Origin of the sequence: Acinetobacter sp. YH12126, from assembly GCF_013418745.1 — a bacterium.
Classification (GTDB): domain Bacteria; phylum Pseudomonadota; class Gammaproteobacteria; order Pseudomonadales; family Moraxellaceae; genus Acinetobacter; species Acinetobacter amyesii.
Window position 1 is genome coordinate 372,915 of record NZ_VPBM01000002.1, and the last position, 24,136, is coordinate 397,050.

The 24,136-nt window shown below is 42.1% G+C and carries 24 protein-coding genes; 8 read left to right on the top strand and 16 right to left on the bottom strand.

Going from position 1 to position 24,136, the window contains the following annotated elements:
* Both FTU62_RS01785 and FTU62_RS01790 read left to right on the top strand, forming a co-directional pair.
* Entirely contained in the window at nt 1-819 is an 819-nt protein-coding gene (locus tag FTU62_RS01785) for an exodeoxyribonuclease III (protein ID WP_180101672.1), read from the top strand.
* A gap of 629 nt (nt 820-1,448) precedes the next feature.
* Nucleotides 1,449-1,796: a Spx/MgsR family RNA polymerase-binding regulatory protein gene (locus tag FTU62_RS01790; protein WP_180101673.1), complete on the top strand. Its 348-nt coding sequence runs from the start codon at nt 1,449-1,451 to the stop codon at nt 1,794-1,796.
* Nucleotides 1,797-1,900: 104 nt separating this feature from the next.
* Here FTU62_RS01790 and FTU62_RS01795 read toward each other — a convergent pair whose 3' ends face one another.
* A complete protein-coding gene (locus FTU62_RS01795) occupies nt 1,901-2,338 on the bottom strand; it encodes a DUF2147 domain-containing protein (protein WP_078193227.1) in 438 nt (145 codons plus the stop codon).
* A gap of 155 nt (nt 2,339-2,493) precedes the next feature.
* On the opposite strand from FTU62_RS01795, the gene FTU62_RS01800 reads away from it, so the two are divergent.
* Nucleotides 2,494-3,405, top strand: coding sequence for an alpha/beta hydrolase (locus FTU62_RS01800; RefSeq protein WP_180101674.1), 912 nt, complete (start codon nt 2,494-2,496; stop codon nt 3,403-3,405).
* A gap of 88 nt (nt 3,406-3,493) precedes the next feature.
* On the opposite strand, the gene FTU62_RS01805 is transcribed toward FTU62_RS01800, so the two are convergent.
* Nucleotides 3,494-4,063: an FMN-dependent NADH-azoreductase gene (locus FTU62_RS01805; RefSeq protein WP_180073355.1), complete on the bottom strand. Its 570-nt coding sequence runs from the start codon at nt 4,061-4,063 to the stop codon at nt 3,494-3,496.
* Nucleotides 4,064-4,344: 281 nt separating this feature from the next.
* Between FTU62_RS01805 and FTU62_RS01810 the strand changes: the two genes are divergently transcribed.
* Nucleotides 4,345-5,511 (top strand): GGDEF domain-containing protein, encoded by a 1,167-nt coding sequence (locus FTU62_RS01810; RefSeq protein ID WP_257223027.1) that lies wholly within the window; start codon nt 4,345-4,347, stop codon nt 5,509-5,511.
* Nucleotides 5,512-5,545: 34 nt separating this feature from the next.
* On the opposite strand, the gene FTU62_RS01815 is transcribed toward FTU62_RS01810, so the two are convergent.
* The 5 genes from FTU62_RS01815 to FTU62_RS01835 form a co-directional block, all read right to left on the bottom strand.
* A complete protein-coding gene (locus tag FTU62_RS01815) occupies nt 5,546-6,214 on the bottom strand; it encodes a glutathione S-transferase family protein (RefSeq protein ID WP_180101675.1) in 669 nt (222 codons plus the stop codon).
* 2 nt (nt 6,215-6,216) lie between these two features.
* The gene (dsbD, locus tag FTU62_RS01820; RefSeq protein WP_180101676.1) at nt 6,217-8,013 is read right to left on the bottom strand and encodes a protein-disulfide reductase DsbD; all 1,797 of its coding nucleotides are present in this window, start codon (nt 8,011-8,013) and stop codon (nt 6,217-6,219) included.
* 54 nt (nt 8,014-8,067) lie between these two features.
* Nucleotides 8,068-8,838, bottom strand: a complete 771-nt coding sequence (locus FTU62_RS01825) for a transporter (protein WP_180101677.1) — start codon at nt 8,836-8,838, stop codon at nt 8,068-8,070.
* Between the two features lie 14 nt (nt 8,839-8,852).
* Nucleotides 8,853-9,395: an ankyrin repeat domain-containing protein gene (locus tag FTU62_RS01830; RefSeq protein WP_078190592.1), complete on the bottom strand. Its 543-nt coding sequence runs from the start codon at nt 9,393-9,395 to the stop codon at nt 8,853-8,855.
* A gap of 129 nt (nt 9,396-9,524) precedes the next feature.
* Nucleotides 9,525-9,890 carry an HPF/RaiA family ribosome-associated protein gene (locus FTU62_RS01835; RefSeq protein WP_078190593.1) on the bottom strand — a complete coding sequence of 122 codons (366 nt, stop codon included), beginning with the start codon at nt 9,888-9,890 and terminating at the stop codon, nt 9,525-9,527.
* Nucleotides 9,891-10,385: 495 nt separating this feature from the next.
* Between FTU62_RS01835 and FTU62_RS01840 the strand changes: the two genes are divergently transcribed.
* Both FTU62_RS01840 and FTU62_RS01845 read left to right on the top strand, forming a co-directional pair.
* On the top strand, nt 10,386-11,123 hold the full coding sequence (locus FTU62_RS01840; RefSeq protein ID WP_078190594.1) for an outer membrane protein OmpK: 738 nt from the start codon (nt 10,386-10,388) through the stop codon (nt 11,121-11,123).
* A 101-nt stretch (nt 11,124-11,224) separates the two neighbouring features.
* Nucleotides 11,225-11,725, top strand: coding sequence for a GNAT family N-acetyltransferase (locus FTU62_RS01845; RefSeq protein ID WP_180101678.1), 501 nt, complete (start codon nt 11,225-11,227; stop codon nt 11,723-11,725).
* Nucleotides 11,726-11,742: 17 nt separating this feature from the next.
* On the opposite strand, the gene FTU62_RS01850 is transcribed toward FTU62_RS01845, so the two are convergent.
* Nucleotides 11,743-12,225, bottom strand: coding sequence for a DUF1877 family protein (locus tag FTU62_RS01850; protein ID WP_180101679.1), 483 nt, complete (start codon nt 12,223-12,225; stop codon nt 11,743-11,745).
* A 279-nt stretch (nt 12,226-12,504) separates the two neighbouring features.
* On the opposite strand from FTU62_RS01850, the gene FTU62_RS01855 reads away from it, so the two are divergent.
* A complete protein-coding gene (locus FTU62_RS01855) occupies nt 12,505-13,206 on the top strand; it encodes a phospholipase D family protein (protein ID WP_180035416.1) in 702 nt (233 codons plus the stop codon).
* 100 nt (nt 13,207-13,306) lie between these two features.
* Here FTU62_RS01855 and urtE read toward each other — a convergent pair whose 3' ends face one another.
* From urtE to FTU62_RS01890, 7 genes are all read right to left on the bottom strand, one after another.
* Nucleotides 13,307-14,005: an urea ABC transporter ATP-binding subunit UrtE gene (gene urtE / locus FTU62_RS01860; protein ID WP_068532840.1), complete on the bottom strand. Its 699-nt coding sequence runs from the start codon at nt 14,003-14,005 to the stop codon at nt 13,307-13,309.
* Between the two features lie 10 nt (nt 14,006-14,015).
* Complete coding sequence (urtD, locus tag FTU62_RS01865; protein WP_180101680.1) at nt 14,016-14,837, bottom strand: urea ABC transporter ATP-binding protein UrtD; 822 nt, start codon at nt 14,835-14,837, stop codon at nt 14,016-14,018.
* The gene (gene urtC / locus FTU62_RS01870; RefSeq protein ID WP_068532834.1) at nt 14,834-15,907 is read right to left on the bottom strand and encodes an urea ABC transporter permease subunit UrtC; all 1,074 of its coding nucleotides are present in this window, start codon (nt 15,905-15,907) and stop codon (nt 14,834-14,836) included. The genes urtD and urtC overlap by 4 nt, the downstream gene beginning before the upstream one ends.
* A 4-nt stretch (nt 15,908-15,911) precedes the next feature.
* Complete coding sequence (urtB, locus tag FTU62_RS01875; protein WP_180101681.1) at nt 15,912-17,546, bottom strand: urea ABC transporter permease subunit UrtB; 1,635 nt, start codon at nt 17,544-17,546, stop codon at nt 15,912-15,914.
* Between the two features lie 95 nt (nt 17,547-17,641).
* The gene (gene urtA / locus FTU62_RS01880) at nt 17,642-18,928 is read right to left on the bottom strand and encodes an urea ABC transporter substrate-binding protein (RefSeq protein WP_180004371.1); all 1,287 of its coding nucleotides are present in this window, start codon (nt 18,926-18,928) and stop codon (nt 17,642-17,644) included.
* 372 nt (nt 18,929-19,300) lie between these two features.
* Nucleotides 19,301-21,181: a DNA topoisomerase IV subunit B gene (gene parE / locus FTU62_RS01885; RefSeq protein WP_180066486.1), complete on the bottom strand. Its 1,881-nt coding sequence runs from the start codon at nt 21,179-21,181 to the stop codon at nt 19,301-19,303.
* 188 nt (nt 21,182-21,369) lie between these two features.
* Nucleotides 21,370-21,969 carry a YqiA/YcfP family alpha/beta fold hydrolase gene (locus FTU62_RS01890; protein WP_180101733.1) on the bottom strand — a complete coding sequence of 200 codons (600 nt, stop codon included), beginning with the start codon at nt 21,967-21,969 and terminating at the stop codon, nt 21,370-21,372.
* Nucleotides 21,970-22,212: 243 nt separating this feature from the next.
* Here FTU62_RS01890 and FTU62_RS01895 point away from each other — a divergent pair, with 243 nt between their 5' ends.
* The gene (locus FTU62_RS01895) at nt 22,213-23,544 is read left to right on the top strand and encodes an alpha/beta hydrolase (protein ID WP_180101682.1); all 1,332 of its coding nucleotides are present in this window, start codon (nt 22,213-22,215) and stop codon (nt 23,542-23,544) included.
* A 64-nt stretch (nt 23,545-23,608) separates the two neighbouring features.
* On the opposite strand, the gene FTU62_RS01900 is transcribed toward FTU62_RS01895, so the two are convergent.
* Nucleotides 23,609-24,136, bottom strand: a complete 528-nt coding sequence (locus tag FTU62_RS01900) for a disulfide bond formation protein B (protein ID WP_078190602.1) — start codon at nt 24,134-24,136, stop codon at nt 23,609-23,611.

Genomic DNA, 24,136 nt, shown 5'->3' on the forward strand with positions numbered 1-24,136 from the left:
ATGATACCAAAGAGTAGCTATCCAAGTGATCAAAAAATTTTACGTGTCGTTTCAATTAATGTGAATGGTCTGCGTTCCGCTGAAAAAAAAGGTATTTTTGACTGGATGGCAACTTCAGATGCCGATGTCATCTGCATGCAAGAAAGCCGCATTACCCATGAACAATGGACCGATAAATTTAAACCCGAAGGTTGGTTTACACACCTTTTCCCTGCAGAACGCCCAGGCTATGCCGGTACTGCGATTTATAGCCGCCTACCTTTTGTTTCAGTGACAGATGGTTTAGGTTTTGAATTGGCAGACACTCAAGGCCGCTTTATTTCTGCTGAGTTCGATTTAGGACTTGTACAAACTGCACATATTTGCTCGCTCTACCTGCCTTCTGGTTCATCGGGTGAAGAAGCTCAGGCGCGCAAAGACCTATTTTTAGGCGAATATCAACAAATTTTGAAGCAATGGCGTGCTGAAAATAAGTCAGTGATTGTTTGCGGTGACTACAACATCGTGCATAAACGTATTGATATTAAAAATTGGTCTGGGAACCAAAAGGCTTCAGGCTGCTTACCACATGAACGTGCATGGCTCGATCATATTTATGATGAGCTTGGCTATGTCGACACCTTCCGTGAGGTACGTAAAGAAGCCGAGCTTTACTCTTGGTGGTCTAACCGAGGACAAGCGCGTGCCAAAAATGTGGGTTGGCGTATCGACTACCATGCATGTTCACCAGACTGGAAAGAACGTACAGTCAATGCTTGGATATTTAAAGATGAATGGTTTAGCGACCACGCCCCTGTCATTATTGATTATAAAATTTAAGCTTCCAACAATTAATTGAGTGAACGATTGTTTACTCAATTAGAGCTTATTTCTCACATTACATGACGAATTTGTGGATTTATCTCATAACTTGAACATAGCATTATGGTCGCACGGCAAAGGGACATGTCAGGATGACATAAAAGGATTGGACGCCGAAGGAAGTATAAAAACAAACTAAATGATTTAGCTTGTTTTCAAGGATGTGACAATGGACGTTGGATTGAGACCCGCATGATCAGGATGATTAAATGCGGGTTTTCTCTTATCTAGTCCCCACATCTATAGACTCAAACATCCCCCAAATAAAACAGCTAAAAATTCGATCTGCACAGCATTTTCTTATTCTCGCTTTCTTTCTACTTTTGACTGTGCAACCTTAAGCTGAATTTTCTTGTTATTGCATCGCTTTCTTTTCTGAGCATCGTTTTGTTCTGTAGGCTATTCTAAAAGACCAAAATGTCGTTTTGATGACAATACCCAATATTTATTACATGCGACTTTTACAGCAAAACATTTATTTCTCAATCCACATCCAGATCGAGCTTTGAGCATTGATGAATTAGCCTGTAGGATAATGCTGAATTGTATTTTTATCTTATTGTTTGAATAATTGAGGACACCTGTTCATGCTTAAAATTTATGGCATCAAAAACTGTAATACCATGAAAAAAGCTTTCGAATTGCTCAACGAATTAGGCCTAAGCTACGAATTTCATGACTATAAAAAACAAGCGATTGATGCTAAAACCGTAAAAAAATGGCTCGATGCCAAAGGCGCTGATGTGATTCTCAACAAAAAAGGCACCACATGGAAAAAACTCAGTGAAGAAGAGCAACAGACAGCGTTAGCCAGTGAAGAAAATTTGATTCAATGTTTAATAGCGCATAGCAGCATGATTAAACGTCCTGTACTCGATACAGGTAGCGATTTATTGATTGGCTTTGATGAAAGCGCTTACCGTGCATTGAAATAAATTTTTTTATCACACTCATGCACGGCTCTAGTTCAATTGTGGCTGAAAATAGGCTATAAAAAAGCCTGACATTGTCAGGCTTTTTTTGTTTGAATCATGTCAAATTAGTTGGCACGAATCCATGTTTGATTACGACCTAAAGCAGCAACGCCAATAAAGCCGCGAAGCTCTAGTTTTTTGCCACCATCAGCCAATTGACCTTTTAACTTGTAAGTTTTACCTGATTGAGGATCCAAAATTGAACCGTCTTCATAGCTTGTACCACCTACATTTTTAAGACCTGTCACAATACGTAAGCCTTTTAATGATTTGTTGTGATATGGGCCTTCACATTTTTTACAAGCGTTTTCTTCACCTGGTGTCAAAACTGACTGAATGCTCGCAGAAAGCGTACCATTTTTTTGTTCAGTGAATTTTACAATCGCTTTTGGCTGCTTGGTTTTATCATCAATGGTTTTCCAAGTTGTACCATTTAGCGGATCTGCAGCATTTGCAAATGCGGCTAAACTCATCAATCCTAATGCTAGTGCAATTTTTTTCATTTTTGTTTATTTCCCTGGTCTGATATAGACGACATTAGTATCCAAAAGTCACAACAATTTATCAATTTTTGTATGTGACCGTTTAGTGTAACCTTGTAATTTGTGTTGGTAAATATGCTCACACGATTCCAAAAATAGAAAAAGATGGAAAGACAATGAAGATATCGCCACTGACGAAACAACTGATTACAGAAAGCATTTTAAAAACCACAATTCGTGGGCCGAGCCAGTTCAATTTACCGCCCAATACTTTACGTTTTGCTTTGGAACAAATGTGTCGTGCATTTCCCCAAAACCCGGATGTACAAATTCGTCCAATTCGCTTAGCTGGCTTAAAAGCCGAAGAAATCAAGCCGCAACAGGCATCGACCCAACTCATTTTTCATATTCATGGGGGCGCATTTTTCTTGGGTTCGATGAACACGCATCGGGCGTTTCTGACCCAAGTTGCCGCACGCACGCAAATGCAAGTGTTACATTTGGATTATCCTTTATCCCCAGAAGCACAGTTCCCTGAAGCACTCGATGCCCTTTTTGATGTGTATGCGGTGTTATTAGATCAAGGGGTTCAAGCCAAAGACATTATTTTGTCAGGCGACTCTTGTGGTGCAAACTTGGCGCTTGCCTTAGCCCTTAAAATTCAACAGGACCAACTTCCACAAGTCAGTGGTTTGGTGTTAATGTCACCGTTTTTAGACTTGACGCTGAGCAGTGAGTCTTTGCGTTATAACCGTAAGCATGATGCGCTGTTAAGCATAGAAGCCCTCGAAACAGGTATTGATTATTATGTACCCCGCTCGGTCGATCGAGCTGATCCATTGGTCTCGCCTTTTTTTGCAGAGCTCAAAGGACTACCTCCGATTCATATTCAAGTGGGTTCTAAAGAAATTTTATTGGATGATGCGCAGCGTTTTAAAGTCAAAGCAGAAGAAGCCGGCCTAGATGTCGAATTCAAGTTATACACTGGCATGTGGCATAACTTCCAAATGTTTAGCCCATGGTTTGAAGAAGGACAGCGTGCGCTGAGTGATTTAGCCGATTTTGCACACCGACAAGATCAGGACTAATCCCTGAAAACTAATTCCCTAAGAACAGATCAAAGTCACCATAAAAAAAGGTCAGCAGATGCTGACCTAAGAGGGAAATGTCAATCTATTAAATGGCTTGAATTTGAGTCTGAGCTGTCGCCATTGCCTGTGCTTTCATATCTGGTCCCATATTGACACCTTCGGCACGAATCACATCAATATCGCTGACACCTGTGAAATTAAACACGGCTTTTAATAAACCTTCTTGATAATCTACAGGGCTGTTATCGCCATACACACCGCCACGACTGCTGGCAATGTAGACTTTTTTGTCACCTGCCAAGCCCACTGGACCTTGTTCTGTATATTTAAAGGTACGACCTGCAACACTGATACGGTCAATCCATGCTTTCAAAGTTGATGGCAAACCGAAGTTATACATAGCAGCACCAACCACAACCACATCGGCATCTAAATACTGTTGTAACAACTGCTCGCCTAAAGCCGATTGTTCTGCATTTTGACCCATCAAAATTTCACTGCTGAGATGTGGAATCTGCTGTACTGCTAAATCGAGATATTGAACCTGTGCCGCATCACCATGTTTTTGCTGTAGCTGTTGTACAATTTCAGCGCTGAGTTGACGTGAAACTGAAGCGTCGCCCATGATGCTTGAATCAATATGCAAAATTTTCATGACTAAAACCTAAAGCTGTTGTTATTAACTTGAGCCTAGTGTAATCACTTTTCATAAATAGAATAATCCCGATCCTTATGACACTATGTTTTATTTTTAGAACAATCTTTTTAAACTCGTAAAAAATTTAAAATTACTGAGCGGTTCTTGACCGTTATCAAGTGTAAATTTTCATGCTAATGTAAGCCTATAAAATGATATCTATATAAACTTTAAGAAAAAAACTGATAACTCGAACAGGGCAATGACACAGGATGACGGTGAAATCAAGCATACGTGACATGATCCTTCGCAATAGAATCGCCCAGTATTTACTGGAAGATGAAGTGGTCATGAATTGGAGCATCCTGAAAAAGTGTATGCTCATGCTGATGCTTGGCTCAGCCATTCATCTGCTTTGGATTATTTGGAAATTTTATGTTTATGTCACGCCAGAACTTTGGCAGTGGGTTAACCTTGAGCTCATCCACTCTCAATTGTGGACCAACATCGTCTTTTTTAGCCTAATGGTGCTATTGATTTGGCCTTGCTATGCTGGAAAAGAAAACCAAAAAATTCAGCTTGTTTTACCTTATCTTTCGGTCGGCTTATTCGTCATTTCTTTATGTCGTGATGGTTATTTAATTGGTGTCATGAGCCCAGCCACCATGATCTCCTACGTGAGCCTAGTGACCGTTGGATTAGTGCTATTTACACGAAAAATCGTCTATAGCATGCTGATTCCAGCCACGATTTTTTTATCTATTTGCATGTATTTAAGTATTCGCGGCATTATTCCCTATGCCCCGATTTTTCAACCTCATGCCTATGGCTATCAAAATAGTTTTTGGCTCTTCTCAATGATCTTTTTCATTGTTCCTATTTTATTAACCTGTCTGGCTTTATTTGAAATCTTACTGACCCAATGGCGTCACCGTGAGCATTTGATTCAAAAACTCAGTCAAGTCGACCCACTGACCAATTTATTTAATCGACGCAGTATCAATCAGTGTTTGGAACAGCTCGATAGTGCTAAAACAGATACATATGCACTGGTCTTGTTGGACTTAGACCATTTTAAACGCATCAATGATGAATACGGACACGATAAAGGCGATGAAACCTTGATTCTCGTCAGCCAAGTATTAAACCAACATTTACGCGGTAGTGATGTAGTTGGGCGTTTTGGCGGGGAAGAGTTTATTTTGGTGTTAAAAAATTCTAACTTAGAACAAGCGATTTTCATTGCAGAGCGCTGTCGAAAAGCCATTGAACAGCTTGAAATTTGGGGGCATGACGGTCAGTCAATTCATGTGACAGCTAGTTTTGGCATTGCAATTTCTACGCCTGAATTGGTACCGCAACAATTGCTGACCCATGCTGATCAGGCGCTATATGCAGCTAAAGCTGGTGGTCGTAACATGGTCATGGCCTACACCGAACAACAAAGCTTTAGCCATTTGGTTTAAAACTTTTATATAGCTCAGATGCGGCATTAAGCTTTTAACGTGGATACTGTTCCATACGGCGGACTGGCTGTTCCTGTTGAGCAGCCGTGATCCATGCCACCACAGAAGGATGCTGCAAAATCTTTTGCATATAACGCTGTGTGTTGTCACTCACAGGTAGCTGGAAGGTCTGTAAACGTGTCACTACGGGTGCAAAAAATGCATCGGCAATACTAAATTCACCGCATAGAAAGCCATCCACCGCAGGACGACTCGACCAAATCTGCTCGATTCGAGTCACTTCAGCACGCAATTCAGCATGTTCAGACCATAATCTCTGACCATGACGACCATAATCCACCTGCAGATTCATACTGCATAAGCTACGCAATTGCATAAAACTACTGTGCATTTCCGCGCAAATACTCCGTGCCCATGCACGTTGTGTAGCATCTTTTGGCCACAGTGGAAGCTCTTGAAACTGCTCTGCCAAATATTCACAAATCGCCAATGAGTCCCAAATCATCACACCGTCATGTTGTAGTAGGGGCACTTTGCCATTGGCATGTAGGGCTAACATTTGCTGCTTGAATGCTCCGCCATCTGCTTCTTCAGAAAAATGAATCAAGATCTCTTGAAAGGGTAAATTAAACGCGTGTAACACCAACCACGGTCGCATAGACCACGTCGAATAGTTTTTATTGGCAATATATAATTGCATCATTTTTATTCTCCACGCGATTTAAATTTTTCCAATTGCGCTAGCAATTCTTTCTCGCTAAAAGCACCCGTCAAACGCAGTCCACGTATCTCTTGATGCGCTGTATCTAAAAATAAATAGGTCGGTGGCCCTAAAATATCCCATTGATTGAGCAGTACTTGATGGGTTGCATCATACTGACTCAAATCTAACTTAATTAAGTAATACGGTGCCAAAGCCTGTTGTACCGCAGCCGATTTTAAAACTTTATGTTCAATCGGCTGGCAGGCCACACACCAATCGGCATAGACATCAATAATCGCGGATTGACCTTGAGGAATTTCACTTAACAAACGTTGAAACTCTTCCGCTGTATGTGCCACATGCCAAGCACTTTGTTGTTGACTTTCTTCGACTAAAAAACGTTGGCTGTGTTGATATTGACTGTACACAATATAAGGTACAGCTGCACAGAACACCAAGATATACAACCATTTGAGCTGAGTACTGCGCCATAAAATGCGCCAAAGCACATAAGCGCTAAACACCAGCCCCAGAGCAAGGGATAACCACTGTAACCAAGCTTCACTGATCAATGGTCGAATAAAATACAAAGCCAATGCCAACATGATGAAAGCAAAGAGCACCTTGATTTGATTCATCCACAAACCCGCTTTAGGCAATACCCGTGAGCCAAGGACACTGGCCAACAATAGCGGGGTCCCCATGCCAAAGCCGAGGGTGAATAACAATAATGCACCTTGCCACTGACTTTGGGTTTGGGAAATGAATAATAATGCACCTGCCAACGGTGCTGTCATACAAGGACCGACCAGCAATGCTGAGATCATCCCCATGACTCCAGCGCCAACGAGACTACCGCCCTTTTGCATCGACTGCGCTTGGTCTAAGCGATTGACCCAACTGCGTGGCAATTTCAGTTCAAATAAACCAAATAAATTCAGGGCAAAAACTACAAAGAGCACGCTAAAGGCAATTAAAGTCGAGGGTTGTTGCAACCAACGCTGGAAATTCAAACCTGCAGACGATGCCACCAAGCCGAGAATGGCATACACCATCGCCATACTGGTGACAAAAGTCAGTGCAATCATCCATGCTTTTAAACCTCGGCTGTCGCGGACAATCAGTGAGGTTAAAATCGGCAGCATTGGCAATGAACATGGGGTAAAAGCCAGCAAAAAACCCAGTCCAAAAAACAGTAAAAGTCCATAAAATATAGAGCTTTGTGCTAATTTTTCAGACCACATTTGGTCACTTGCGGTATAGCGTTCAGAAGCCAATGCAGCATTCTCTGCCCACTGCTGATCTAAACGATTCGCCATAGGCTGTTCGGCAGTATTTTCTGCTGCAAAGTCGAGTAAGCGTTTATTTGGACTGGCAAGATTTTGCTGTGTGACCAAGCCAGAAGCATCCGTTTCAAAGCTGATGCTCTGTGGTGGATAACACACCCGATCCTTGGCACAGCCTTGCCAACTGACTTGATAGGTCTGCAGTTTTTGAGTCGGAATTTTAAAACTCAACTGTTGGTAATACACCTGCGTATGACCATAGTTATCGTCTTTTAAATTCTCAGCAGCAGGCAAATCCAAAGCTAAAACTTGATTGCCCTGCTTCACCTCTATTTTGTGCTGATACAGATAATAATGCGCTGGAATATCCCAACTCAGCTCCGCCTGATCTGCACGCTCAGAGACGACCGAGAAAGGAAAAGCATCTTCAGCTGAAAGTAATGCATCCTGAGCAGAGACGCCCATACTGAACGACAGCACAGCCGCTGCCGCAACATAAGTCCATTGTTTCATTCAGCTGAATTCATCCTCAGTCTGTATTTATACGTTTTAAAATTTAGGATTCTTTTAGAACAGGTAAGATACACCTAAACCTGACTGATAATTTTTATGACCGCCAGTGAGTTCTAGACCAACGCTCGCATCCAACTGCATACGATCTGAAACGGCATACGTCAAACCTGATGCTAATGACACTTCCTGATCGGTACTCTCTGCTTTGCGATAAACCAGCTCAGAAAAACCCGATAAATTACCCGCTATTTGATATTCCAATCCAGGAATAGCACTCACAGCCCAATCACCATCTTGAACTTCATAACGCATGGTCATTGAAGTCCCAATTGTATCGCTATAATCATAAGCCACGGCTGAAGTCAGACTATAAATATCGTCCTCAGCACTAAAACCTTCATTGCCTGTCGCAATAATCGCTTCAGCAAGAATGGCCATCGATAATTTCTCATCATTCAAATCAATGGCTTTTTTCAGGCCAATGCTGACATCACCCAAACCATCTTCTTCAACTGAGCGACCCGCAACTTTGGTTTTAGACCATGCAGGACCTTGCCAACCCAATTGCAATTCCAAATCTTTTGCCAAACCAGTACGGAATAACATGTCTGCATTTAAAGTAGTGTTTTTTACTTTTTCACCATTTTCATCACGACTTTCACTATAGCTCGCTGCCGGCAAACTTTGTTCCCACGCCAAACGACCTACAGGGGTAATGCCTGTGCCCATACCCGCGCCCGGACGGTCAAATGAAAAATCCGCCGCAAATGCAGACAGGCTCAAACCGGATAATGTTGCAATGCTTAAAACTTTAAATACAGTCATGTTTTTACTCACAATTATGCTAATTCTTTGGTCATTTTTGCGCCATGGCTACGCAAAAGCTCCAAGGTTTGTTTTTCTTCTTCCAATGCTTCCGACCAATTTACCGCGTCAAAATCACAGTCAAAAAATAATTCACTAATCGACGATAAAATGGTTAAACCATCGCTATCAATCATATTTGGATTCACTTTTTCATCCAATAAACGCTGTACCGCAGGGACACATGCTGCACTCGCGGCGTCCCATAATGGACCATAAATTTCTTCAGCATCCCATAAATGCACATTGGCTTTGGCTTGAATCAGCGCTTCCAAGATTTGCATATGTACGTCTAAATGTTGTGTTTTCTGTTCTGCTGTTAAGGGTTGGCCTGCTTCATACGCTTCGCAAACCATTTCCCACCATTTAAACAAACCATCAGACCATACAGAAACCGCAGGTCCTTTTTCAAAGTCGATAAAATTTGGATTAAGACCATCTGCCAACAGGCGTTGCACCTGTGCAAGATCTTGTTCTTCTAACGCTTGCACAAAAAGCTGTTGTTGCGCTGTTAACATCTGGAAAGCTCACTTCAATTTATGTTGATCTATTATGCCGAATAAAGCTGCGTTTGTTTGAATTTCATGTAAAACAAAATACAAAACACACAAAAAAAGCCCCGCAGGGCTTTTTTTAAATTTTGAGACTTATTCGTCGTCTACGCTGTCATCCGCTTCAGCAAAAGCAGGTTGCGTACTGCGTGGGTTCTCTTTCTTTTCGAACACATGTTCAAGACTACGTTTAAGTCGATCAATTGCACCGTGAATAGCTGTATCTACATTATGACCACGATGGTTGACCACGACAGGCTTCAAACCTGCTGGACGTGCTTCAATCATACATTTGATGTCGTCGCTACCGCCCTTGTCCCCATTTTCATCACTTAAATGCACCGAAAAGTGGGTAATGCGTTCACTATGGCGCTGAAATTCTTCATTAAGTTCTGCACGAACGTATGTAATTAGTCGATCACTGTTTATAATGTTTTTATCTGTACGGATTTCAATGTTCATAATATCATCCTCATATCTATCTGTATTAGCTATAAAAATTTGTGCAAAACTTATTATCTTGGCACGTTACATTTGCTGTAAATGTTACAGCAATGACCATCTTCAACTTTGTATGGAACGTCGTCCTCCACATTGAATGATGAACACTTTAGAGTCTGCAGATCCGTGTCCTTATACTTCGAATATCGGTCTTAAGTTAGAATTTTGCAAGTGCTATTTTGATATTTTTTTAATATCCATACAAAAAGTAAGACTTTATTGTAGATTTGCATTGTTTTAATTGATTTGGGTCATATTTTTGTGCATTTCCTCGACGCCCACCTTCTATTTGTACAATTCCATTCAAACTCAAAATCTCGCTTTTACCATCATCGATCATTCAAAGCGTATTTCCCCTTCAAATTACAAAACAATTTTGCCGTTGAGTAAAATTTGGCTTTATTTTTGCTTAATAATCTGTATGCTTTCAGTGCTTCTCGGGGGAGATATTTTTTAATGAAACTTACACAAATCGTTGCATCATGTGCATTAGCATCTGCTGCTGCTTTCACTCAAGCTTCACCTATCGTATGGCAAGATTTCAGCTTAACTGGCTTATATGGTGAAAACTATGAAGTTGGTACTGAAGACCGTACAACGATCACAGCCGAATATGCAGCTAAACTGAAATATTCAGATGTATTCTTCTTCGTTGACCAACAATTGGATGGTAACGATGATCAATCAACTTATGCAGAATTAGCGCCACGTTTAAGCTTAGGTGAAGTTTCTGGTAAAGACCTTTCTATGGGTCCAATCAAAGACGTTCTTATTGCAACGACTTGGGAACATAATGCGGGTTACGATCACCACAACTCTGAATTTAACAACTTCTTGTACGGTGTAGGTTTCTCTCTCGATATTCCATATACACAATATGCGAATGTGAACTTCTATAAAGCGGCAAACGACAAGACTAAAGATGATTATCAAATGACAATCACTTATGCCGTGCCGTTCAAATTAGGTTCAGAAGAGTTTTTAGCAGATGCCTTCCTAGACTGGTCTACTGCTGAAGCAGACCATGCAAGTGAATTAAACTGGACATCTCAGTACAAATGGAATGTGGGTAAACACATTTCACCAAAAACTAAATTATATGTTGGTATCGAACATTCAGTTTGGAACAACAAATTTGGTATTAAAGGCGTAGACCAAAACGATGTCAGCGCATTGGTGAAATACCACTTCTAAGTTCGACTCAGAACACTATGAAGAAAAAAGCAAGGTTCATCACCTTGCTTTTTTTATGCCTAAGTTTTTAAATTGACTTTATTTTTATCAGAAATTTGCGCATGTCTTTTCTCATTCGACCTGCAATTCCACAAGACTTAGCGGTCATTCTCGCAATCTATAATCATGAAGTTCTCAACGGCTTTGCGACATGGAATGATCAAGCTTATACCCTTGACTCTTTTCAACAGAAATTGCTGGAATTCCAAAAGCAACATTTTCCATTTGTGGTGATTGAAGATCAGGATCAACAGCAAATCGCCGGTTATGCTGACTATGGTTCTTTCCGTCATTTTGCTGGCTATCGACATACTGTTGAGCATTCTGTTTATATTGACCCAAACTATGCTCGACTTGGTCTCGGTCAGCAATTATTAGAGCACCTAATTCAGCATGCCAAAAGCCAAAATATGCATGTCATGATTGCAGGCATTGATCACGGCAATAGTGCCTCGATTGCCCTGCACAAAAAATTAGGCTTTAAGCAAACAGGTTATATGCCTGAAGTGGGACAAAAGTTTGGTGAATGGCGAGATCTCGTCCTGATGCAACTTCAGTTATAGCCCGTGTTGAGCTGTGTTTATGGTAATTTATCCAAGCGAATACCATCTTGTATCACACTCAGCACCGATAGGTTATGACGCACCGCATCACGATAAAGATCTTGTAACTGTAAAAAAAGCAGTTTTAATTCGGCCAATTTGAGCTCATGCTCAGGTGCGTTTTCTGCAATCGTGACCAAATAGCGTTTTTTGATTTCATCCACGCTTAACTGTTGTAATGCCTGATGGATTTCTGCAACGCGAACTACAGTATTGTAATGCACTGCAAGGCTCAGTCCCGGTCGTCGCTCTGACAGTGGATGTTCTGCCTGAATGGCATAATTCAGTGCAGCAACTGAATCCCTGTTCACGCTTAATAATGGATTCAACTCTTGCCATGCCTCCCCTAAAAAAAAGGAGTGTTGTACAAAGGGTGAATCCAAGACATCTTGAGGGGTTTCTGCTTCTAAAATCAGTGTTTCCAAATCATTCGGTGGGATCAAATATAATATCGCGTCCATATTCTTATCTTCTTGTTATGTATTTAGTAAAGATTAACTTTTATTGAGCAATAATTATACAATTTTTTGTATATCAGCTGACTTATTCAATTCATACATAGCCCAATCTATTCCTACTGAAATCATAAGTAACTCACTATTACTATGCTTACCGCTAATTCAATTAGACCACCTGCTATCAAAAAACAAATGCATGTCTAAAGTTTAAAAGCGAATTATTTCAAAGTATGAATTTTATGCGCTAAAATTTAAAATTATCAAAAATAATCAGGGGGATAAATGGCAAAATTCTTAAATACCAGTGGCACTAACTTCTTTCTTGAAGAGTTAATCAAAAATGCCAAAGAGCGTTTGATTTTAATCAGCCCCTATTTACGTTTAAATGACCGTATTAAGGAGCTTCTTGAAGATAAAGACCGTATGAAAATTGATATTCGTATTGTCTACGGCAAAAGTGACTTACATCCAGATGAAATAAAATGGATGCAAAAACTGGATTATGTCCGCGTGAGCTTTTGTAAAAATTTGCATGCAAAGTGCTATTTAAATGAAGGTGAATGCATTATTTCAAGTTTAAATCTTTATGAATTTAGCCAAGTAAATAACAATGAAATGGGGATTTTAGTTCGTAAATACGAAGATGATGAAGTCTTTAAAGATGCCTATGAAGAAGCCCAACGTATTATTCGCATCAGCGATGAAGTACGCATTACTTTAGATGAGGTGAAAGCAGAAAAACCTACTATTGAAAAAATTGAAGAAGAATCACTTTTACAATCTAAATTAACCAGTTCAAAACTCGCCGCAAAGCACAAATTAAAAACCCCTGAATTATTAGAACTATTGGTGAGTAAAGGGTTACTTGAAGAAAAAGCAGAAGGTAAGCATACGCTTACAGATTCAGGTAAATTCATTGGAGGAGAATTCAAGCCCAATCAATATGGTGGCTATTTTCTTTGGCCTGAAAACATTGAACTTTAATCCACATAAAAATTTCCTCCCTTTAAGCATTACAGCCGTGAGTAAAATACCTACCCCCTCTCTTGCCCCAAATATGGAGCAAAAGAGGGTATTAAACAACCTAAATCGCCACCAGTTCCCGAATGCCTTTTTCAGGCATTTCACTACCGACACCTTGTGCAATCACTTGCCCCCGCGCCATCACGGTATATTCATCTGCCAGTTCTTCTGCAAAATCGTAAAACTGCTCAACCAAAACAATCGCCATTTCTCCGCCATCGGCTAATTGACGAATCACACGACCAATGTCTTTAATAATCGAGGGCTGAATGCCTTCGGTCGGCTCATCTAAAATCAATACCCTCGGTTCGGAAGCAAGCGCACGGGCAATCGCCAATTGTTGCTGCTGACCACCAGATAAATCTCCACCTCGTCGATGTTTCATTTCATCCAATACGGGGAAAATCTCATAGAGATGTTCTGGCACTTTTCGGGTCTTAGCGCCTTTAAATTTTGCCATCCCAATCAAAATATTTTCTTCAACGGTCAAGGTCGAGAAAATATCCCGCCCTTGCGGTACATAAGCTAAGCCTTCACGTACACGCTGTTCTGGACTTAGCTTAGATATGTCTTTGCCATCCAGTAAGATCTGCCCTGACTTGATCGGTAAAATGCCCATTAAACATTTTAATAAGGTGGTTTTACCCACACCATTTCGCCCAAGCACCACTGAACATGCCCCCACGGGAGCGGCAAATGTCACATCTCTTAAAATATGACTGCCACCATAAAACTGATTGACGTCTTTGACTTCTAACATGGTCTGCTCCTTAACGTCCAAGATATTTTTCAATGACATCTTCATTGGCTTGGACTTCGGCCAATGTACCCTCGGCCAAAATCGCACCTTGCGCCAACACGGTGACTTTTTCACTGATGGTGTCAATAAAGCTCATGTCATGTTCAACCACAACAAGGGTATGGTTCTTTTTCAACTCTAAACACAGCTCTGCGGTACGCTCTGTTTCAGCATCGGTCATCCCTGCTACGGGTTCATCCAGCAGAATCAACTTTGGACGCTGCATCAGTAGCATGCCTATTTCTAACCACTGCTTTTGACCATGTGACAACAGCCCTGCCGGTTTATGGATCAATTCTTCTAAGCGGATTTGTGCTAAAGATTCGTCCAAGGCGTTTTGCGCATCTGGATCGAGTTTGCTGAAGAAACTCTTTTTCACCCGTTTATCTTTCGGTGCTGCCAATAACAGGTTTTCCATCACAGTAAAATTTTCAAATACAGTAGGCTTTTGAAACTTACGACCGATCCCGGCTTCTGCTATTTGCTCCGTGCTCATTTTTGCTAAATCATAGGTTTGCCCAAAAAAAGCCGAACCTTCTGTTGGGCGATTTTTACCCGTAATCACATCCATCAGCGTGGTTTTGCCTGCACCATTGGGACCAATGATGCAGCGCAGCTCACCTTCTTTGATATATAACGACAAATCATTTAATGCGCGGAAAGAATCAAACCAAACGCTGACTTTTTCCAAATACAGGGCTATCCCGTGACTGAAATCTGCACCCTGCTCCTTTGGTCGCCCATAGCCTTCAGCAGCATGACCGCCATGCGGTTGAACCCATTGATCATTCATTCGCTGCGCTCCTTTTTAAACCGCTCTAATAGCCCAATCACGCCTTTTGGCAGGAATATCGTTACCACAATAAACAGCGCACCTAAAATCAATAGCCATGCCTCTGGATAAGCCACCGTAAAATAGGTCTTCACCCCATTGATCAAACCTGCTCCCAATATCGGACCAATCAGCGTACCGCGCCCCCCTGCAGCCACCCACACCGCCATTTCAATCGAATTGACAGGGTTCATTTCACTCGGGTTAATAATACCGACTTGAGGGACATACAGAGCGCCTGCAATCCCTGCGATCACAGCGGACAAGACCCATGCAGAGAGCTTGTACCATAAGGTGCGATAACCTAAATATTGCAAACGGTTTTCACTGTCACGAATTGCACCAAGTACGCGACCATAGGGTTTATTCATCAGGTGACGTAAACCGACAAAACAGACCAGCAAAGTCAGTGCCGTGAGGAAACACAAGGTTGCACGCATTGGTGCAGAGGTAATATCCATACCCAAAATGGTTTTAAAACCGGTAAAGCCGTTGTTACCACCAAAGCCTGTTTCATTGCGGAAAAACAGTAGCGCCGCGGCAAAGGTCATGGCTTGGGTGATAATTGAAAAATACACGCCTTTAATTTTTGAGCGGAAGGCAAAGAAGCCAAAAATGAAGGCAATCAATCCCGGAACTAAAACCACCAAAGCCAATGCCCACACGATATGTTCAGTGCCCATCCAGTACCACGGTAGCTCAGTCCAACTCAAAAAGCGCATAAAATCGGGTAAGCCATCGCCTGCCGCTTCACGCATGAGATACATGCCAAAGGCATAGCCGCCCAAGGCAAAGTACAAACCATGCCCCAAACTTAAAATGCCGGCATAGCCCCAAACCAAATCTAAGGCCAATGCCACCAAGGCGAGACACATAATCTTGCCTATGAGCGTGACCCAATACGCTGATAAATGCAGTGCTGAATCGGCTGGCAATACATGTAGCCAAGGCAAAATCAGTAAAATGGCAAAGCACACGGCAATTGCCATACCGCTATAAGGTTTATCCGACAATAACGAAGTGATTTTCATGCGCTTACTCCACAAAACGGCCTTTGATGGCAAACAAACCTTGTGGACGTTTTTGAATAAACAAAATCACAAGAACCAGTAGAATAATTTTCGCTAAGACTGCACCCATGCCGATTTCCAGCACTGTGCCACTGACACCTAGACCTAAAGCCGCCAATACTGCGCCCCATACTTGGCCAACACCGCCAACCACAACCACCAAGAACGCATCAATAATATAGTTTTGTCCTAAATCAGGACCGACATTGCCGACTTGTGCTAAGGCACAGCCTGCTAGACCTGCAAGCCCCGAACCTAAACCAAAAGCCATCATGTCAATGCGGCTAGAACGGATACCTACGGCCTGTGCCATTTGACGGTTTTGCGTCACGGCACGAACAAATAAACCAAAGCGGGTTTTATTCAGCAAGTAAACCAGCAACAACAGTACCGCAATGGTAAAGCCAATAATGGCAATACGGTTATAAGGCAGCATCAGGCTCGGTGTCACAGCAATGCCTCCTGACAGCCAGGAAATATTCGACACCTCAACGTTCTGCGCACCAAAAACCATGCGCACCACTTGCATTAAAATTAAGCTCACACCAAAGGTGGCTAATAGTGTTTCCAATTGACGGCCATACAAGGGACGAATAACGGTACGTTCAATCAACATGCCGATCAAAGCACTTACAATAAATGCGGCAGGAATCGCGGCAATCAAGTACCAATCGACATAGCTACTGAGATGACTCTTAAACAGGCTTTGCACCACATACGTGGTATAGGCCCCGATCATGATCAGTTCACCATGTGCCATGTTAATTACGCCAAGCAGACCATAAGTGATGGCTAAGCCCAACGCCGCCAGCAGTAAAATACTGGCCGTGCTAAGTCCGGAAAAGACATGCCCAGTCCATTCACTGGCCTGAATACGAGTTTTAATATTGCTCTTGGCTTCTGTCAGTGCGGCTTTTAACTCGGGATGCAGATTGGCTTGTTGTAAGTCCTGTTCCACCATCGCCAATACATCGGGACGGTTAGAATCTTGCAGCACTTTGGCCGCCTGTATTTTTTGTAAAACATCGGGATTTTGATAGTCCAAGCGCGCTTTGAGCTGCGCTAAACGGGCTTTAACTTTGTTATTTTTTTCATTTAAATACAATTGATTAATATTTTTAACATCCAACTCAGCCAAGTTATTTTCTAAAATATCGATCGCATCTAAACGCTGGTTTAAATCATCCGATTGCAGCTTTTCTTTCGCTTGAGCAAACGTTAAGGCTTTACGAAGGGTATTCACCAAAGTGACTTGAGATAAATCGGCAGGCCAATCCGTCACGGTTTGCAAATCTGGATAGCTCAATAATTTTTCGTCAGTTTCTAAAATATAGGTTTGACCGCTTTGACCACTATATAACTGGTCTTTTTCGACCAATGCGGCCAACTGATCTAAGGATTCAATATCGCCCGGCCATTGATTCAGTAAACTACGTCGCTCGGTAAAACTCCCGCGAACAAATTGCTGAATGGCGTCACCTTGCTGCACAGATTGCACCGTAGACACCACATCCGCTGCAGTTTCTGCATGCACGATTTGCAGACAGAATAATTGGCTCAGGAATAGAAAAAGGATCGGGAAATTGCGTAATTTTTTCATCTTATAAGCATCCCTATTGAGTAATAGAACAACCCCATCTAGGGATCACATCAAAAAATGCCTGCTACACAATAGCAACAGGCATTCGAATTGAATTATTTAGGGATGTACGGGCTCCATGGCTCTGCAGCAATGGTTTTTGCCGTTTTGTGTACCACATCAAACTGACCATCGGCACGGATCTGACCAATCATGACTGGTTTATGCAAATGATGGTTCGACGCATCCATTTGCAAGGTATAGCCCGATGGCGCTTTAAATTCTTGGCCGGCCATAGCTTCACGCACTTTATCGACATCTGTGCTTCCTGCTTTTTCTACCGCTTGTTTCCACATATTGATGCCGACATAGGTAGCCTCCATCGGGTCATTGGTCACAAATTTATCGGCATTTGGCAGTTTGTATTCCACGGCATACTGCTTCATTTTATTGGTGAATTCAGTATTCACTGGATTTTTCACTGACATGAAGTAGTTCCACGATGCCAAGTGTCCGACCAGCGGCTTGGTGTCGATACCGCGTAATTCCTCTTCACCTACAGAGAACGCCATCACTGGAATATCCGCAGCTTTGATGCCTTGGTTGCCCAATTCACGATAGAACGGCACATTTGAATCGCCGTTAATGGTCGAGATCACAGCAGTCTTTTTCCCTGCCGCAAACTTCTTCACATTGCCCACAATGGTTTGATAGTTGCTATGACCAAATGGGGTATATTCTTCCATGATGTCTGCATCGGCAATGCCTTTCGACTTCAAAAATGCACGTAAGATTTTGTTGGTGGTACGTGGGTAAACATAGTCTGTGCCCAATAGTACAAAGCGTTCTGCCTTACCACCCTCTTCACTCATCAGATATTCAACAGCAGGAATCGCTTGCTGATTCGGTGCTGCACCTGTGTAGAAAATATTTTTAGACTGTTCCTGACCTTCATACTGAACAGGGTAGAACAATAAGCCATTTAATTCTTCAACCACGGGTAAAACCGACTTACGAGATACCGACGTCCAGCAACCAAAAATCACGGCTACTTTGTCTTGGGTAATCAACTGACGGGTTTTTTCCGCAAATAGTGGCCAGTCCGATGCCGGATCCACCACCACAGGTTCTAGTTTTTTGCCCAATACCCCGCCATTGGCATTAATTTCATTAATCGCCATCAAGGCCGTATCTTTTAGAGAAGTTTCTGAGATCGCCATCGTGCCTGACAGCGAATGTAAGATCCCGACTTTAATAGTATCGCCACTTGCTGCAGCGGCTTTTGGTTCTGATGTAGCGCTTTCTGTTTTTTCTTCTGCAGGTTTTGAACAGCCCGTTAAAGCAATCGCCCCAGTCATCGTTGCCGCTAAAATACTTTTAGCAAATACATTGCGTTGAAACATTATTCACACTCCCAACCTAAGCTTGTAATTCACATTTTTAAAATGCATTTGTTGTCTTTCATCACAACAGAGCAATTCAATAACTGTGCCAAGCCTTATTTTTTATTTTGATTGAGTGCTTTTATTTATTTTTAAATATTATTTTTCATATAGTTATATTCAAAAAACCTGCTTGTATTTTTTTATGGGTCGACTCAAACACAGTCAAATCACCGCAAAGATGCATACAAACTTGTATCCAACATTTGACCTATAATTGAACAATTTTGCGACGTTTTTCAAAAAACACGGTGTTTTAGCACACAAATCATGCAGCTTTTCCTACATTTGAAGCAAAAAAAACCACTTACGTGGTTTTTTCTTATTGCCATTTTAAACTGCCAAATCGGCTAAATTACCCTTCTGCTCTAGCCAGTGTTTACGGTCTGAAGAGCGTTTCTTCGCCAATAATTTGTCGAGTAAACCTGAAGTAAACTGTACGTCATCCAAGTCCAGTTGCACTAAACGACGTGTATCGGGATCCATGGTGGTTTCACGCAGCTGACTCGCGTTCATCTCGCCTAGCCCTTTAAATCGAGTGATTTGAGGATTTTTGGTTTTACATTTCTTTAAGATGCTTTCTAGTTCATCTTCATCCAAGGCATAGTGCACATCTTTATTGTCATCTATACGGAACAGCGGTGGCATCGCCACAAACAGATGTCCTTCCTCAACTAAAGTATGGAAATGTTTGACGAATAGTGCGCAAAGTAAAGTTGCAATGTGCAAACCATCTGAGTCGGCATCGGCCAAGATGCAAATCTTGCCATAACGTAGTTCTGACAAGTCGTCACTGCCCGGATCAACGCCAATGGCAATTGCAATATCGTGTACTTCTTGCGATGCTAAGACTTCATCAGAAGACACTTCCCAAGTATTTAAAATCTTACCGCGGATCGGCATGATCGCTTGGAAGTTCTTATCACGTGCTTGTTTGGCAGAACCACCTGCAGAATCCCCTTCCACAATAAACAGTTCTGATTCTTCGAGGGTATGCCCCACACAGTCAGCCAGTTTACCCGGTAAAGCTGGACCTGAAACGATTTTCTTACGTTCAACTTTTTTCGCAGCTTTTAAACGGCGACCGGCCTTGGCAATCACCATTTCTGCCAGTTGCATAGCAATATCGGAGTTTTGATTCAGCCACAGTGCAAAGGCATCTTTGGCAATATTTAACACCACACTAGAGGCTTCACGGCTTGAAAGTCGTTCTTTAGTTTGACCCGAAAATTGTGGCTCTTGGAATTTTAAAGACAGAATAAAGTTGACACCATCCCACACATCTTCGGCAGACAGCTTCATATTACGCGGCAACAAGTTACGTAATTCACAGAACTCACGAATCGCATCTGTCACACCCGAACGTAAACCGTTGACATGTGTACCGCCTTGCGCAGTTGGAATCAAATTGACATAACTTTCTTGAATCTGTTCGCCGCCTTCAACGTTCCAGCAAATGGCAAATTCAGCACTAGCACGTTCAGCTTCACCAGTCGCCACAAATGCAGGAACAGGAACGATGTCACGGTCTTGTAGCTCATCCATCAAATAGTCGACCAGACCATTTTCAAATTGCCATTCGATCTTTTCGTTGTTGATTTGATCGATATAAATAATCTGCAAGCCTGCCGCCAAAACAGCCTTGGCTTTTAAGTTGTGTTTTAAGGCTTTCAGCGCAAATTTAGGCGAATCAAAATATTTGGCTTCAGGCCAAAAATGCACGGTAGTACCCGTTGCACGTTTAGCGCATTTACCTTCCAACACCTCAAGCGGTGCCACAGGAACGCCATGTTCAAAGGCCATTTTATATAGATTGCCTTGACGCTGAACTTCCACTTCAACACGATCTGACAGTGCGTTCACCACCGAAATACCCACACCGTGTAAACCACCTGAAAATTGGTAGTTATCGGTACTGAACTTACCACCGGCATGTAATTTGGTCAGAATAATTTCAATCCCGCTTTGGCCATACTCAGGATGAATATCAACAGGCATACCGCGTCCATTGTCTTCTACCGACAAAGAACCATCTTTATAAACCGTCACAGTAATTTTGTTGGCATGACCTGCAAGCGCTTCATCGACGGAGTTATCTATCACTTCCTGTGCCAAATGGTTTGGTCGTGTAGTGTCTGTATACATACCCGGACGACGACGTACCGGATCTAGGCCAGATAAAACTTCAAGTGATTGAGCCGTATATTGCGTCACGTTGCAAAATTCCCTGCTTTTTTGGTTAAAACATTTCTTCAAGCGCTACAGTATATGCTTTTTTATTAAAATGCATATCTCTTGCGATCAGCCGCCATTTTCTTAAACAATTTAAACGTCAAATGATGTCGTAACTGCCCATTTTTTGTATGTTGGATCTAACTTTTCAGCATTTGTATTGGATCATTTTATTTAGGCATATTTTTGACAGCATCAGATAAAAACTGCAAGAGCATCGGTATTTTTTCTGCAAAATCATCCATGCCATGTGTTCCACCCACCTCAGTGATCAGCATAGCCGTGCCGGCTTGAACCGCACTATAAAACCTAGTGGCATCACGATAATCCAAGGTTTCATCACCTTGTTGGAGCAAGACCAACAGTTGATCTGCATTTTCAACCTTAGATACAGCCAAAGCCTGCATTTGATTGAGCTGTGCATCATCCAAGCACCACGTTTCAGTCACCTGATAAGGCAATGCCGTCTCACCAAATAAATCACGAAATAATTGCCATGGATAGACCGCAGGATTGATGAGCACCGCAGGAATGTGATGGCGTGTCATCAACTGCGTCGCATAAAAGCCACCTAAACTGCTACCGACCAAAACCACATCATCTAGACCGTCAATCAGCTCTGACATCTGCTGCATTACCTGTAGCGGTGGCATATTCAAATCTGGCAAATGCACGTGCACACCATTTAAGTCTGCGCAATGGCGCCGCAGTATCTGTCCTTTCACTGAATTTGAGTTACTTTGAAAACCATGCAAATACACAATATTCATCATTTTGATTCCAAATTGATCTTTAAATTGCTTTAAAAGTGGCATATAAGTGCTAACTGCGTCACATTTTCTAAATTTGAATTTTTAGTAAAATTGTCAGACAAAAGGCATTCACCGACAGGTCTGTTATCGGTATTGTAAAAGCTGTTCGTGAGAATTTTATAAAATAAACAATGAAACTTCAGGCTATTCCAGTAATAAATACAATCGAGGGATAGCATTGAATGTAAGGATAGGAACATTATGCCTAGCTTAACACCATTGCATGAAACCTATTGTAAATGGGACCGCACGCCACCCAGTCAAGCAGATGTGCTGGAAGGTTTGGCACAACTCGTGACAATACGTTTTAGTGATGTCGTGCATGACTTGATCAAAAACATTCAACGTGAAATTTTAATCAGTATTTTTGGAATGAGCGAACAAGGCTCGAAAGCCTTTCATAAGCAGCCGACCATTGCACGGATTTATGAATTTTCTTACAACACCTTTTTCAATTATGGCAATTATTTACTCGCACCGACGCTGCGTAGCATTATTGAAAAATTCCCACGCTTACACGACAAACCCCTCACCCCGTCTTTACATTTTCTAGTGGGCGCGCTGAATGGGGTCTTGGGCGACTATTTACTGAAATATCACAACCCGATGGCTTTACCGATGGTGGTTTACGACCATTATGGTGCGGTACAAAAAGGTGAATTAACTGGTCGTATTACCCTACTGATTCATGGGCTCTGCATGAATCATCTGTCATGGTCGACAGCCAAATATGGCGGCATTGGTGAAAAATTACTTTCTCAACGTGACCACAACACCATGCTGTATTTAAATTACAACACGGGTCGTCGTATCTCGACCAATGGTCGCAGCCTTGCCAATACATTAGAAGATTTGGTCCGTCGCAACCCGGGTATTACCAGTATCGACTTAATTGGTCATAGTATGGGGGGCTTAGTGTCCCGTAGTGCCATTTTTTATGGCAAACAAAATATGTATCAATGGATTCATCAAGTAGAAAATCTAGTCTGCTTAGGCTCACCGCATCATGGTGCTGTGCTTGAACGTATCGGATTTCATCTGCAAGATCAATTGGGGCGTTTCCCCTTGGTCAAAATCGTGGGCCACGTGGTGAATATTCGCAGTAACGGCATTTTAGATTTGCGCTATGGCAGCGTGCGTGATGATGATTGGGAACATAATGATGTCCGTATTGGACTCATGGACGACAACCGTAAACCAGCCCCGATTCCATCGCATATCAATACCTACCTCGTTGCAGGGACCATTGAATATGAACATCGTCGCAATAAAACGCGACATGTGATTGGAGATTACTTGGTCAGTGTGAAAAGTGCGTTGGGGGAACATCCAAATGCACGTTATCAACTGAAGGTGCCAGATTCACATAAAGCGATTTTTTATGGCCTGAACCATTTTGAAATTCAGCATCATCCGCAAGTAGCCGAGCAAATCGTGCATTGGTTCTATCCAAACAATGACGATAAAGCTTGTGATCATATCTATGAATTTATGATGGACTTGGAAAGTATGGAAGGCATTGCCCTAACGTAAATTTCCCCCATGCAGACTCGTAAAAAAAAGCCCTCAACTGAGGGCTTTTTTATGTATCACTGAATTAAAATTTATCACGTAAACGTGGCACTGGTTTGCTTGGATATTTACGCAATAACTGCCAAAGACTGAGCAAGGTTAATACCGCAAAAAACACCAATGACCAAACCGGTAATGATTGTCCCAAGAAGGTCCAATCCACTTTGGCACATTCACCAGAGCCGGTCAGTACTTGCTCAAAGACTGATTTTAACGGCAGCGTTTCTACCCAATAATCCAGTCCTGGGCCACAGCTCGGTACTTTGTCTGGCGGTAAATTTTGCAGCCAAATATGACGCGCAGCCACCCCAGCAGACCAAAGAATTGATAGTGTCCCCAACAATGCGTAAATGCGTTTACCCCAATTCGATGCTGGATTGTGAATCAATGCAATCAATGAAATGATGCCGAGTCCAATCAAACCAATACGTTGGAATACGCACAACGGACATGGTTCTAAGCCTTGTACATGTTCTAAAAACAGCGCAAAAGACATACCGATCACGCTGGCTAAAAACAACAAACCACTCACGAAGCGGAAACTCCATTTCAT